Here is a 13,293-nt window from a genome sequence, read left to right on the forward strand (position 1 = left end):
CACTTGCGGGAAGCGAGCGGCACCGGTTCCGACAGGCGTTGAAGTTCGTGCCATTCTGGCTTTTTATGATCGCGTCGCCGCATCTTCCGTTTGTCGTTCCGCTCATCCTGATAGCGCTCGCGGCTATGACAGATATCCTGATTTGCCTACGCGCCCGCCGCAGATAATAGCTGGGAAGGCCAACAGGTCGCCTCGAAGCAGGGGGAATTGCGGTGACGCTGTATTCGACTCTCGAACCCTAAGTCTGAACTGGAGTGCACCCTGTCGCACGAGCGGTCGCACAGCCCCGCAGGCCGGAGAGAGGCCGCGATCAGCCGTGCGTCCGGGCCAGATGCAGCGCCAGGCGGATCAGCAGCAGGATGACGATGGGCACAAGCACGGCCGGGACATAGGCGCGCTTTCCCACTGGCCTTCTCTTCGACGCGAAAGTCGGCCGCGTGCGGTAGTGGCGCGGCCATGGGCGAGTTCGGGGCAGCTTCAAGGGCTTCTTCCCTTCGTGGGGCCTGGCGCTGCCGTCAGGCGCTCGAAGGCAGGGCGGGGGATGATGGGCCATGTCGGCACCGGCTCCCTCGGGCCGGGACGTGGCGCAATGGCGGACGCGTCGACCGGCGGGCTCGTCGCGCCCTCCGCCTCGCCGCTCGCCCGACTGTCGGGGGAGTGGCTGACAGATATGGCGCTCCCTGGGGAAGATACAGAGATATGGCTGAAAGTTACAATAAATCAGATACTTAGTGCTTATCCGCTGTGTGACTTCGTACGACCCGATTGGGATTGGCGTCAAGGCTTGACGGGGGCCATCACTCAGCCTCTCTTCCCCAGCATCATCAACTCTTCCGACCCTCTCCTCATATACCCCCGCGAGACCGCCTCAGTCAGCTTCGCAATGTCCGCCTCATAGTACGCCTGGGCGATCAGCAGGGCGCGTATGGTCGCCCTCGGGTCCCCGCCACAGGCCGCAATGGCCGCATCTATGTCGGCTTCAAGGTCTGCCGTCTCGGGCTGCCGCTCTGCCATCGCCCTGCCTCGCCGAGCCTGTCATGTTCCACTTTCGTTCCTGTTGTGCTACCGTCGCGGCGGGCAGTCAATGAGCAGATGGGAGCAGCCCCATGGCCAGTGCCGCAGCAGGCAGGGCGATCACCTATTATGTGGTCCAACCCTTCGTCCGTGATGAGGATGGCGAGCTGGTGCCCGAGGACCCCATAGAAGCCCGCAGCGAGCACGGGGCGTTGAGCCTCATGCGGCGGCTCGCGGCAGGCAAGGCGGGGGTCCTGGTGTTTTCTCGAAGTGGGGACCCGGCGTTGGGGGACTTCGAGGATGCGGTTATCTTGGGGAGAGCCGGCGAGGTGCCGGGGGAGTTGGATTAGATGGTCGACGTCAGGACTCCGGTACTTCCCCTTTCGATTGCCGCTGCCGGTTTTTGTCTCGTCGGCTGCAGCCCGAAGGGTGATGTGGATGTCAGCCTCAGACCACCGAATGAAGTCGTGATATCCCTGGTGACGGATGGCAAAGCCCTCCCGGTCTCGAGTGTGAGCGTCGAGTCCTGGAATTGTCGTCCTGGCAATCGAATCGAGACGATGTGGGCCATCAACCTGGACTCGAAGATTGAGCGTGAGCTGAGCGAGAAGCTCCAAAAGCCCCCTGAGGTGGCGACCATTGTATATGGACAGGTCCCGGCGAACTTTGTTGTCAGAACGCCTGCCAAACCTCTTCAAGAGAACGTCAGATACCTCGTCACTGCCTACGGCTCCCCTTACGGCTGGGGCGAAACATTCGAGCTTCGGAAGGGGGCAGACGGTCTGTCCGAAGTACATTTTCCTTGCCCCCACTAACGCAAGGGCCACCCACACGACACCCCACCACGTGCTAACGGCCACACACTCCCCCCGTGGAGTTGCCAGCTTCACCGCCCGTTGACCTCTCCTGGGGTAGCGTGCCGGGCATGTACCAGGCGTATCCGAGTTCCCCCATCCTCCGCGCCATCAGGCTCGCGGCAGAGGCCGCCCGCCTGGAGTTCGCCAAGAGGGCCGCATGGGCCCAAGGCCGCAAGGCAATGGTCACCCACCTCGCCTTGCGCCTGGCGGAGTGCCGTATGGAAGCCCGGCGCGAGTTGGCGAGGATCGAGAGGGAAATCGACGGGGGCCCGTGAGGGCTCGGTGGGGTGGCGTCGGGTTCATGCAAAGGCGACCTCACGCCGACCCGATGCCCCACCCCGCGCCTCGGCCTTGCTTTCCGTGTCGTAGCCACATCGGTGCCGCCTTCCGCGATATTCTGTTCGCTGTTGGGGGCGTCGGGGCGATGAAGAGAGCTGCGATCGCGACAGTTCTCGGCACTGTGTACGCGCTGGGTCTCCTCCTGGCGCTTTTGTCGCTATCGACAGTGCATCCTTGGTTCTGGGGCCTCCTCCGTGTCCTGTCCTGGCCCGTGAAGACGGCCAAGCCATTGGTGTTTCCCACCGTTGCGGCACTGACCGGGCGGAACACCCAGTCGTTTCACCACGGGGTGGATTTGCTGCTCTGGCTCACTGTCTGGGGAAGCATCTCCGTGGTCCTCGTCTGGTTCGCATGGGGACAGGAAGGCGACGTGAGGCGGGAGGACTAATCCGTCGAGTGGCAAGACCCCGTAGCCGAAGTGCCCGACTGAGCAGGGGGCACTCATAGGAGGCCCCGTCACATGGGAGCGGCGCGGGACTTTCTCCCGTGGGGCGGCCGGCATCGTGGTGACACGGCCCCATCCTGTTTCGGCGGCGGTGCATTCGACTCTCCAACCTCAGGCCGGAACCGGAGCGCGCGCTCTCGCACGAGCGCCACGGCTCTCGGCAGGGGAGCGCGGCCCACGACCGGCGCCCGGTCGTACAGCCCCGCAGGCCGGAGAGAGGCCGCGATCAGCCGTGCGTCCGGGCCAGGTGCAGCGCCAGGCGGATCAGCAGCAGGATGACGATGGGCACAAGCACGGCCAGGACATAGGCGCGCCTTCCCATCGGCCTTCCCTTCGGAGCGAAAGGCGGCCGAGTGCGGTAGTAGCGCGGCCACGGGCGAGCTCGGGGCAGCTTCAAGGGCTCTTCCCTTCGTGGGGCCTGGCGCTGCCGTCAGGCGCTCGAAGGCAGGGCGGGGGATGATGGGCCATGTCGGTGCCGGCTCCCTCGGGCTGGGACGTGGAGCAATGGCGGACGCGTCGACCGGCGGGCTCGTCGCGCCCTCCGCCTCGCCGCTCGCCCGACTGTCGGGGGAGTGGCTGACAGATATGGCGCTCCCTAGGGGACTCGAACCCCTGTTTTCGCCGTGAGAGGGCGACGTCCTGGGCCACTAGACGAAGGGAGCAGCGGCGGGAGGCGGCTCTATAGCGTTGAACGCGGTAGCCATCAAGGCGGAATTTGCGGTAAGTCGCCGCATTCCCAAATCTCTTTTTGCGATGGCGCCCATTCCCTCCGATCCGCTGACCTTCCTGACCGCCGCGGCCGATGCCGGCGAGCGGCTCGACCGCGCCCTGGTGCGCCACACCGCCGATCTGTCGCGCACGCGCCTGAAGGCCCTGATCGAGGCCGGGCAGGTGACGATCGACGGCGCGGCCGTGCACGATGCCGGCCATGTGCTCAAGGCCGGCCAGCGAATCGCCCTCGTCGTGCCGCCACCGGCTCCGGCCGAGCCGGAGGGCGAGGCGATCCCGCTCACCATCGTCTACGAGGACGGCGATCTCATCGTGCTCGACAAGCCGGCCGGGCTGGTGGTGCATCCGGCCGGCGGCAACGAGACCGGCACGCTGGTCAATGCCCTCATTGCCCATTGCGGCGACAGCCTCTCGGGCATCGGCGGCGTCCTGCGGCCGGGCATCGTCCACCGGCTCGACAAGGATACGTCCGGCCTGATGGTGGTGGCCAAGTCCGACCGGGCGCATCAGGGGCTCGCCGCGCAGTTCGCCGATCACGGCCGCACCGGGCCGCTGGAGCGGGCCTATCTCGCCTTCGCCTGGGGCGGGGTGAAGCGGCACGGCACGATCGAGACCGGCATCGACCGCTCCACCCGCAACCGCGAGAAGATGGCGGCCCTGCCGCTCGGGCGCGGGCGCGACGCGATCACGCATGTTGCGCTGGTCGAGAGCTACGGCCTGCATCAGGGCGAGCCGGTCGCCAGCCTGGTGGAATGCCGGCTGGAGACCGGACGCACCCACCAGATCCGGGTGCACATGGCCCATATCGGCCATCCCCTCCTGGGCGACGGCGTCTACGGCCCCGGCTTCAAGACCAAGGCCGCCCTGCTCGGCGAGGACGCGCGCGCGGCGCTGGCGATGCTCGGGCGCCAGGCGCTGCACGCGCGCCTGCTCGGCTTCGAGCACCCCGTCAGCGGCGAGCACCTCGTGTTCGAGAGCCCGCTGCCGCCGGAGCTGGCGCAGCTCAGGGCGGCCCTCGCCGGGATGGCGGGCGCGGAGGCGCGCCGCTGAACCCGCGGGCCGATGCCGACTGCCCGTGCGGAACCGGGGCGGGGACCCATCCGGCATGCCCGATGCCTCCCGGTTGACGGTGCGTCGGGTTCCGCAGCGGCTTCGTGCGCTCACGCCACCGTGATGCCGCCTACGCATCGCTGACTATGCAAAAAAGCAACGCTAAATCGCCGCATTTTGCTTCATGATAGCGGTGACCGGAAATGAGAAGGCCCTCTTTACGCAAGGCCTCACGCTTCCTACATAACGATTTGGAGTCGTCTGCCGTCCGGGGGCGACTCGGCCGAACTGCCCATGAAGGGGGTTCCTAAGGAGGGTTCGATGGCGTCTGCCGCGCTTCCCGTTGTTGCTTCCGAAAGCGGTCTGTCCCGCTACCTCGATGAAATCCGTAAATTCCCGATGCTGGAGCCGGGCCAGGAGTACATGCTCGCCAAGCGTTGGCGCGAGCATGGCGACCGCGAGGCCGCTCACAAGCTCGTCACGTCGCATCTGCGGCTCGTCGCCAAGATCGCCATGGGCTATCGCGGCTACGGCCTGCCGATCAGCGAAGTCGTGTCCGAAGGCAATATCGGCCTGATGCAGGCCGTGAAGCGCTTCGAGCCCGAGAAGGGGTTCCGCCTGGCGACCTACGCTATGTGGTGGATCCGTGCTTCGATTCAAGAGTATATCCTGCGCTCCTGGTCGCTGGTGAAGATGGGCACCACCGCCAACCAGAAGAAGCTGTTCTTCAACCTGCGCAAGGCCAAGAGCCAGATCTCGGCGCTGGACGAGGGCGACCTCCGCCCCGACCAGGTCAAGTCGATCGCCAAGTCGCTCGGCGTCGAGGAGCAGGAGGTGGTGGAGATGAACCGCCGCCTCGGCGGCGACGCCTCGCTCAATGCGCCGGTGCGCGAGGAGGGCGACGGCGAGTGGCAGGACTGGCTGGTCGACGAATCGACCAACCAGGAAGCCAACCTCGCCGAGACCGAGGAGCGCGAGAACCGCTCCAAGGCGCTGCGCCAGGCCCTGACCGTGCTCAACGATCGCGAGCGCCGCATCTTCGAGGCGCGCCGGCTCGCCGACGACCCCGTGACGCTGGAGGAGCTCTCCGAGGAGTTCGGGGTCTCGCGCGAACGGGTGCGCCAGATCGAGGTGCGCGCCTTCGAGAAGGTGCAGGCCGCGGTGCGCTCCGGCGTGGCGCGGCTGGAGGCCGCCGCCGTGGCGTGAGCCGCGCGGGATCGGAATCGCATGAAGGGGCGGGTCTTCGGATCCGCCCTTTTTGCAGGCGCAGCCGGCGTGCCGGTCAGGCTGCGCCGAGCCGCTTCATGAACAGGTCGAGCTCCGCCGGATCCATGTGGACGACGTGCCGGTCCTGCGGATAGGCGCCGGCGTTGCAGTCCGCGACGAATTCGGAGAAGGCGGCGATCCGCTCGGCCTGCAGCCGGTCATATTCGGCGGCGAAGTTGCGGTAGACCTTGGAATGACGCGGCATGTGCCCGCGATTCTCGCCGAGGACGTCCTCGGCAAAGAGATACTGGGCGTCGCAGCCGGTGCCGGCGCCCATCGACAGCATGAACAGCGAGGTGCGCCGCGAGATCGCCGCCGCCACCTCCACCGGCACCACCTCGATCTCGGCGCCGAAGGCCCCGGCCGTCTCGTACTGCTTCACGGCCTCGAAGATCTGCAGCGCGGTTTCGGCCGTCTTGCCGACCGCCCTGTAGCCGCCGGTCCAGGTCGCGCGCGAGGGGATCAGGCCGACATGGCCGATCACCGGGACGGCCTCGTCGGCCATGCGCTTCACCGTGGCGTAGCTGGCGCTGCAATAGACCGCGTCGGCGCTCGCCTTGACCATCCGGAACGCCCAGCGCACGAAGTCGTCGCCGGTGCCGATCTCGTAAAAGTTCTCTCCCGGCATGGAGAACAGGCTCGGCGCCGCGTCCCGGTATCGCGGGTCGAGGAGCAGCGCCGGCGGGATCGAGACGATGTCGACGCCGGCCCGCTCGGCCGCCTCGGCCTGCTCCAGCGTCGTCACCCGCAGCATGGTGAGCTGGCGCTTGCCCTTCATCGCGCGGAGATCGGCGACGGTCGGCCTCTTTCGGCTCATGGCCCTCTCCCCCTCAGTCCACCTGGATCATGACCTTGCCGGCCTCGACCTTGACCGGATAGGTCCGAAGATCGACGCAGACCGGCGCGCCCTTGGCTGCCCCGGTCTTGTAGTTGAACCGGCCATTGTGCTTGGGGCATTCGATGATGTCGTCCATGACCAGCCCGTCGGCGAGGTGCACCTTCTCGTGGGTGCACAGGCCGTCGGTGGCGAAATACTCGTCGTCCGGCGAGCGGTAGACCGCGAAGGTGCGCCCGCCGTGATCGAAGCGGATCACATCCTCCTCGTCGACATCGCCCGCGGCGCAGGCCACGACCCAGTCAGCCATTCCAGTCTCCAGTCGCTTTGAAAGGGGGCGCCGAGCCTATTCGGCGGCATCCGGCACGGTGATCTCGTGGAACTCGCCGCGATAGGGCCGGGCCGTCGGCGGCAGCTCGCGCTTGAGGAAATAGTCCTCGTATTTCAGCTGCTTCAGCAAGACCGGCCAGACCTCGCGATAGGCGTGCCACATCGAGGGGTTGGGCGCCGGCAGGTCGTGCTTGATCAGCTCGTGCAGCTGCGGCAGCGCGTGGTAGGGCACCATCGGGAACATGTGGTGCTCCACGTGATAGTTCATGTTCCAGTAGATGAAGCGGCTGACCGGGTTCATGTAGACGGTGCGGGTGTTGAGCCGGTGGTCGACGACGTTGTCGGCCAGGCCGATATGCTGCAGCAGGCCGGTGAGCACCATGTGCCAGGTGCCGTAGAGGCGCGGCAGGCCGATCAGCATCAGCGGCAGGAACGACCACGTGCAAAGGGCGACGGCGATGGTCGCGGCGTAGACCGCCATGTGCCAGCGCGCGGCGGTAACGGCCTTGGGCTGCTCCGGCTCGGGAATGAAGCTCTTCTCGTCCGGCGAGAGAGTGCCGAAGGCGTTGCGCACCAGCGTCGGCAGGGAATAGCGGAAGTCGAGCAGGCCGGTGAAGGCGAGGGCCGCGCGGATGAGGTCCGGCGGGCGCATCACCGCGATCTCGGCGTCGCGGCCGACGATGATGGTGTCGGTGTGGTGGCGCGCATGGCTCCAGCGCCAGGTCACCGGATTGCGCATCAGCATGAAAGAGGCGATCTCGTAGACCACGTCATTCATCCAGCGCGTGCGGAAGGCGGTGCCGTGGCCGCATTCGTGCCAGCGCGAGTCCGAGGAGGAGCCGTAGAGCACGCCGTAGACCAGGAAGAACGGCACGCACCACCAGGTGCCCCAGAAGGCGATCGCGCCGGCGGCCGAGCCGAGGATCAGGAGGATCCACAGGATGGTGTCGCGGATGGCGGGGCCGTCGGAGCGCTGCATCAGCGCCTTCATGGTCTTGCGCGGCACGTCGGTGTGGTACCACTCGGCCGAGGCGAGGCCGGTCTCGATCGCCCGGCGCGTGCTCTCGCCGACAAGGCTGTAGTCGCGCTTCCTCTCCATCGTCGTCATGGCAGCCTCCAGCCTCCGGCGCGTCCGCCGGAGCCTCGCATGGTATCGGTCACGATCTGCCTCCCAGCGCCGGGAAACGGCCGGAGGGCAGGGGAAACTCGTCCTCGGGCTGCCGGACGATAGCCGCGATGCGCCGTTCGGCGGCCCGGATGGCCGCGATGCCGTCGAGCACGCGGAACTTCGCCTCATAGGCCCGGCTCTCGCCGTGCTCCAGCCAGATCATCTCGCCGCGCTGGCGCGCCGCCAGGTTGCCGAGCACGTGGTGGGTCGAAGGCTCGATGCCGAGCGCGTATTGGCCGGCCTGGAAGTTCTGCCACTGGTAGAAGCAGGGGAGCTGATCCTTGCGCGTGACGAGCTCGAGGCCGAGGCCGAGGCGCTCGTTGACCACCGCGACCCGCACCGCGCCATCCCCATCCGCCGCGAGCTCGTGCTGCCAGACCTGCTCGCGGAAGCCGTCGACCGGCGCGGGGGCGGTGCGGTAGCCGACGTCCTGCGCGCGGTAGCGCTCGCCGGCATGGGCGGCCCAGACCACGTCGGCGACCGGGGCGACAGTGCGCGTGCCCTGGTCGAGCAGGGGATGGCCGACATTGACGTGGTAGAAATACATGTGCGGCGTCCTGAGGAAGCCGTGGTTGACCACGCGGTCGGTGAGGCGGATCTCGTTGCCGCCGACATCCGCCTCGATGCGGCGCAGGAGGTGCAGGTCCTCGCCGAACACCGTCGACTGCTGGACGATGCCCTCGGCCCAGAGCACGCAGCGGTCGCCGTCCCAGGCCTCGCCATAGCCGGTGAGGCGCGCCGGGATGGTGCCGATCCGGCCGTGCAGGGCGTGACGGACCGTCGGCTTGCCGGGATAGAGATAGGTCTCGGCCGGCACCTCGGCCGGCCCGAGAATGTGGTCGAGGCCGCAGGTGACGAGGAGGCCCGAGAAGGACCGCGCCCAGGCGAGGCCCGCCTCGCCCTCGGGCTCGTGCAGGCCGGGATGGCGGAAGCCGGCCGGCGAGTGCCAGCCGATGGCCCGGCCGGCATGCTCGCAATCGGCGATATCAAGCGCCCGGTCGACCAGGGCGGTGAAGCGCAGCCCGGTGCCGGTGCGGAATTCGAGCAGGCGGATGCCGCGCTCGACGCCGTCGCCCAGGGTCATCAGCCGCACGCCGGCGAATTGCGACAGCATGCCGGAGCGTTCCGAAACCTGCCGGCGGGTCAGCGTCTGGCCATAGAGCTCCACCATGGCCCCGCCTCAATGCGCCTTGGTGTCCTTGAGCAGCGACGCGACGTCGACGCCCAGGATCAGGCTCTCCACCGTGAGGAGGTCGGTGTCCGCCACCGTGCGCTCGGCGACGATCTCGCCGCGGCGCATGACGACGATGCGGTCGGCGACCTCGAAGACATGGTGGATGTTGTGGGTGATCAGGAGGACGCTGTGCCCGGCCTCGCGCACCTCCTTGACGAAACGCAGCACGCCATGGGTCTCCTCGACGCCGAGATTGTTGGTCGGCTCGTCCAGGATGATGAGCTTGGCGGCGAATTGCATGGCGCGCGAGATGGCGATCGACTGGCGCTCGCCGCCGGAGAGCGTGTTCACCAGGGCGTCGGCGTCGAGCTTCTTGGAGATGCCGACGCGCCGGAGCAGCGCCCGCGCCGCCTCGCGCAGCACCGTCCGGTCGAGCGGGGCGAAGACGCCGAGCCATTTCAGCGTCACCGGCTCGCGGCCGAGGAACAGGTTGCGGGCGATGGAGAGGTCCGGCGCCAGCGAGGTGTCCTGGTGGATGGTCTCGATGCCGAGGTCCATCGCGTCGCGGGCCGAGCGGATCGAGGCCTTCTCGCCGCGGACATAGATGTCGCCGCGATCGACCGGGAACATGCCCGAGATCGCCTTGATCAGGGTCGACTTGCCGGCGCCGTTGTCGCCGAGCAGGGCCACCACCTCGCCTTCCCGCAGGGTCAGCGAGGCGTTCCGGAGCGCGTGCACGCTGCCGAAGGACTTTTGCAGATTTTCGAGCCGGAGCACTTCCTCGCGCATGGTCAGCCCCTCGCCGCGCTCTTCTGCAGCAGCGCGTGCAGGATCAGCATCACCAGGATGATGGCGCCGACGAAGATGTTGTAGGCGAGGCCCGGCACGCCGACGAGGACGATGCCGTTGCGGATGGCGCGCAGCATCAGCGCGCCGACGATGGTGCCGAGGATGGTGCCGCGGCCGCCGGTCAACGCCGTGCCGCCGACCACGACCATGGCGATCACCTCCAATTCGTAGCCGGTGCCGGCCACCGGCGAGGCGGCCGAGATGCGGAAGGCGCTGATCATGCCGGCGAGCCCGGCCAGCACCGAGGTGAGGATGAACAGCCAGATCTTGACCGCGTCGGCCGGCACGCCGCGCGCCACCGCCGCATTGCGGTTGGAGCCGATGGCGCTGATCCAGTTGCCGAGCTTGGCATAGCGCAGGACATAGACCGCGAGCAGCGCCAGGGCGATGAACCACCAGAGCGAGGTGTAGAGCCGGAACGAGCCGAGGTTGAAGCTGCCGGCCAGCAGCGTGACGAAGACGCCGGGCTGGTTCCAGGATTTCAGCGGGAAGCCCTGGGTGACGTAGAGGGCGGCGCCGCGCACGATCAAGAGCATCGACAGCGTCACCAGGAAGGAGGAGATGCCGATCTTGGTGACGATCAGCCCGTTGACGGCGCCGATGGCGACGCAGAGCGCGAGGCCCATCAGCAGCGCCGGGCCGATGCCCATCTCGCCGTTCTGCACCAGCAGCATCACCACGACCGGCGCCAGCCCGAACACCGCGCCGACGGAGAGGTCGAACTCCCCGGCGGTCAGCAGCAGCGTCATGCCGAGCGCGATGATGCCGAGCTCGGGCAGGAACGCCAGCATGTTGGAGATGTTGAGCGGCGACAGGAAATTGGCGTCGGCGACCGCAAAGGCCACCAGCACCACCAAAAGGATGATCAGCGAGGCGAGTTCAGGCGAGCGCACGGCGCCCGGCCAGCGTCTGGGCCTCTCCATGTCCCTCTCGACGATCACAGCCATCGTTGCTTCTTTGCTCGGGTTGCGGGAGCGTGCCTGCCGGCGCGCCGGCAGGCATTTGCGCCACTCACTTGCTGTAGAGCTTCAGGATCGGCTCGACGCTCGTGGCGTCGTAGAGGCTGAAGGTATGGATGTCGTAGCCGATCGGCTCGCCGGAGGCGGCGAGGTTGAGCAGGGCGACCGGCATGAAGCCCTGGGCCGAGGGGAACTGCCAGGCTGCGGCATTGACGTAGCCGGCCTTCACCGCCTCGGCGGTCTCCTTCGAATTGCCCCAGCCGACCACCGGGATCTTGCCCGGCGCCACGCCGGCGCCGTCGAAGACGCGCTGCACGCTGGAGGCGACGGAGTCGCCGAGCGCGATCACCGCCGGCGGATGGTTGGCGACCATGTAGTCGGTCATCTTGGCGATGATGCCGGCGGGGTCGGTGCCGCAATCGACCACGTCATATTTGATGCCGAGCGGATCGAAGACGCCGGCGATGCCCTCGGTCTCGAGCTGCTGGTAGCTGGCGCCCGGCACTTCCACCGGCAGGAACACCTTGTCGCCCGGCTTCACCAGCTTGCGCTCGACGAGGTAGCGCGCCCAGATGGCGCCGGCCTCCTTGAGGTCGGCGCCGACATAGGCCTGGCGGCCGGTGGCGACGTCGTCGGTGTTGAAGAAGATGATCGGGATGCCCGCGGCCTTGGCGGCCTTGACCTCCTCGGTCCACAGGCCTGGCTGGGCCGAGGTGGTGGCGATGCCGTCGGGCTTGGCCGCGAGCGCGGAGTTGAACGCCTCCTTCTGCGCGGCCATGTCTCCGCCGGAGAACGAGATCTTGCAGGTCACCTTCATCTGGTCGCAGGCCCTGGTCGCGCCGGCGTTCCAGTCGATCCAGAAGGCGTCGGACGGGCCGCCATGCGACAGCAGGTAGAAGGTCTTCTGGCCGCCCTCGGCCGATGCCGGCGAAGCGGACGCGGCGCCGGCCAGCATCAGGGCCGCGGCGGCGATCTTGAGACCGTATTTGAGCATTCCTTCCCTCCGTTGGTGCTTCTTATAAATGGTGTAGCTTCCTAGCGGGCGTTCGCAAATAAGTGCTTCAGATGAGAAGGGCGCGATCCCCTCTCCCGGCTGGGAGAGGGGCAGGGGTGAGGGACTAGACGTGTCACCAGCTAGATGCAGGTCCAGCAACAGCACGTAAAACGCTCCGCCTTTTCTGGTAAAGCTTAGTCCCTCACCCCTGCCCCTCTCCCAGCCGGGAGAGGGGGGCCCTGCGCAACTTCGATTCACTTATTCGCCAACACTTCCTCAGCGGGCGCCCCCAGATAGGTGCGCTGCGCTTTCCGGCCATGACGAACGGCCTCATTTGTCTCCGTATGACGCCTCACAGGCCGTTCTCGCGCAGCTTGCCGTCGAGGAATGTCTTGGCGCGCGGCACGTCGTCTTCCGACAGATGCTCGATGATCACCGGAATGTTCGGGTGCTTCTGAGCGAGCCGCCGGAGGTAGAGGTCGTAGTTGAGCGAGCCGAGGCCGGGGGCCGGCAGCTCGATCTCGCCGACGCCGCGGAAGGTGTGGCTCTCCAGCGCCTCCGCGTCGCCGATATCGGCGTGCTTCTCCGATTTGTCGTCGCCCGAGCGCTTGACGTCCTTGGCATGGGCGATGCGGATCTTGTCGCTCAGGGTGTCGAACACCTGGTCGAGGATCCGGTCCATCCGGTCGATGTTGTGGGTCTCGAAATAGTTGGTCGGGTCCATCAGCAGGCCGAGGCCGGGATGGTCGACCTCCGCGAACATCCTGACCGTCTCCTCCACCGAGCCGACGACGTTGTTGACATAGGTCTCCAGGCAGAACACCGCGCCGTGGTCATAGGCGGTCTGGGCGAGGTCGGCGATGACCTTGCGGCACTCCTCGAAGCCCTCCTCGGTCTTGTTCCTGGGATGGTGCACCCAGTCGGACTCGGTGTTGAAGGTACCGGTCTCCGAGATCACGTAGGGTGTGCCGAACAGGCGGGCGCTGCGGATGATCTCCTTGAGGTAGCCGACGCGCTTCTCGCGCTCGCCCCGGTCGGGATGCACGATGTTGGTGTAGCCGGAGACGCAGCAGATCGGCAGGTCGTGGTCGCGGAACGTGTCGCGCACCCGCTTGGCCTTCTCCTTGGTGATCGCACCGGCGGAGAGGTCGATATCCCTGAAATGCAGGTCGAGCTGCACCGTGTTGAAGCCCAGCGCGCGGATCTTCTGGGCCGTCTCCTCGAGGCCATAGGGGAAATAGCCCGTGAAAATGCCGGTCTGCATCATGATGTCGTGTCCTCCCT

12 protein-coding genes and 1 tRNA gene are annotated in these 13,293 nt (G+C 67.1%); 4 read left to right on the plus strand and 9 right to left on the minus strand.

What is annotated here, in order from left to right; translation table 11 throughout:
- Positions 1-1,106: 1,106 nt before the first annotated feature.
- Positions 1,107-1,364 (plus strand): hypothetical protein, encoded by a 258-nt coding sequence (locus tag QO011_RS20785; RefSeq protein ID WP_307275831.1) that lies wholly within the window; start codon positions 1,107-1,109, stop codon positions 1,362-1,364.
- Positions 1,365-1,829 carry a hypothetical protein gene (locus QO011_RS20790; RefSeq protein ID WP_307275834.1) on the plus strand — a complete coding sequence of 155 codons (465 nt, stop codon included), beginning with the start codon at positions 1,365-1,367 and terminating at the stop codon, positions 1,827-1,829.
- 1,412 nt (positions 1,830-3,241) lie between these two features.
- Here QO011_RS20790 and QO011_RS20795 read toward each other — a convergent pair.
- Positions 3,242-3,317, minus strand: a tRNA-Glu gene (locus QO011_RS20795).
- Positions 3,318-3,408: 91 nt separating this feature from the next.
- On the opposite strand from QO011_RS20795, the gene QO011_RS20800 reads away from it, so the two are divergent.
- Positions 3,409-4,434 (plus strand): RluA family pseudouridine synthase, encoded by a 1,026-nt coding sequence (locus QO011_RS20800; protein ID WP_307275836.1) that lies wholly within the window; start codon positions 3,409-3,411, stop codon positions 4,432-4,434.
- Positions 4,435-4,755: 321 nt separating this feature from the next.
- On the plus strand, positions 4,756-5,640 hold the full coding sequence (rpoH, locus tag QO011_RS20805; RefSeq protein ID WP_307275839.1) for an RNA polymerase sigma factor RpoH: 885 nt from the start codon (positions 4,756-4,758) through the stop codon (positions 5,638-5,640).
- Positions 5,641-5,716: 76 nt separating this feature from the next.
- Here the strand turns inward: rpoH and QO011_RS20810 are convergent, their stop codons facing one another.
- The 8 genes from QO011_RS20810 to QO011_RS20845 form a co-directional block, all read right to left on the minus strand.
- Positions 5,717-6,517, minus strand: coding sequence for a 3-methyl-2-oxobutanoate hydroxymethyltransferase (locus QO011_RS20810; RefSeq protein WP_307275841.1), 801 nt, complete (start codon positions 6,515-6,517; stop codon positions 5,717-5,719).
- 13 nt (positions 6,518-6,530) lie between these two features.
- On the minus strand, positions 6,531-6,845 hold the full coding sequence (locus QO011_RS20815) for a MocE family 2Fe-2S type ferredoxin (RefSeq protein ID WP_307275843.1): 315 nt from the start codon (positions 6,843-6,845) through the stop codon (positions 6,531-6,533).
- Between the two features lie 36 nt (positions 6,846-6,881).
- A complete protein-coding gene (locus QO011_RS20820) occupies positions 6,882-7,973 on the minus strand; it encodes a fatty acid desaturase family protein (protein WP_307275844.1) in 1,092 nt (363 codons plus the stop codon).
- A gap of 49 nt (positions 7,974-8,022) precedes the next feature.
- Complete coding sequence (locus QO011_RS20825) at positions 8,023-9,204, minus strand: aldose 1-epimerase family protein (RefSeq protein WP_307275846.1); 1,182 nt, start codon at positions 9,202-9,204, stop codon at positions 8,023-8,025.
- Between the two features lie 9 nt (positions 9,205-9,213).
- Positions 9,214-9,996, minus strand: coding sequence for an ATP-binding cassette domain-containing protein (locus QO011_RS20830; protein WP_307275847.1), 783 nt, complete (start codon positions 9,994-9,996; stop codon positions 9,214-9,216).
- A gap of 2 nt (positions 9,997-9,998) precedes the next feature.
- A complete protein-coding gene (locus tag QO011_RS20835) occupies positions 9,999-10,979 on the minus strand; it encodes an ABC transporter permease (RefSeq protein WP_307275849.1) in 981 nt (326 codons plus the stop codon).
- An 88-nt stretch (positions 10,980-11,067) separates the two neighbouring features.
- On the minus strand, positions 11,068-12,009 hold the full coding sequence (locus QO011_RS20840; protein ID WP_307275851.1) for a sugar ABC transporter substrate-binding protein: 942 nt from the start codon (positions 12,007-12,009) through the stop codon (positions 11,068-11,070).
- Between the two features lie 352 nt (positions 12,010-12,361).
- Entirely contained in the window at positions 12,362-13,276 is a 915-nt protein-coding gene (locus tag QO011_RS20845) for a sugar phosphate isomerase/epimerase family protein (RefSeq protein ID WP_307275853.1), read from the minus strand.
- Between the last annotated feature and the right edge of the window lie 17 nt (positions 13,277-13,293).

Origin of the sequence: Labrys wisconsinensis (assembly GCF_030814995.1) — a bacterium.
Classification (GTDB): Bacteria; Pseudomonadota; Alphaproteobacteria; order Rhizobiales; family Labraceae; genus Labrys; species Labrys wisconsinensis.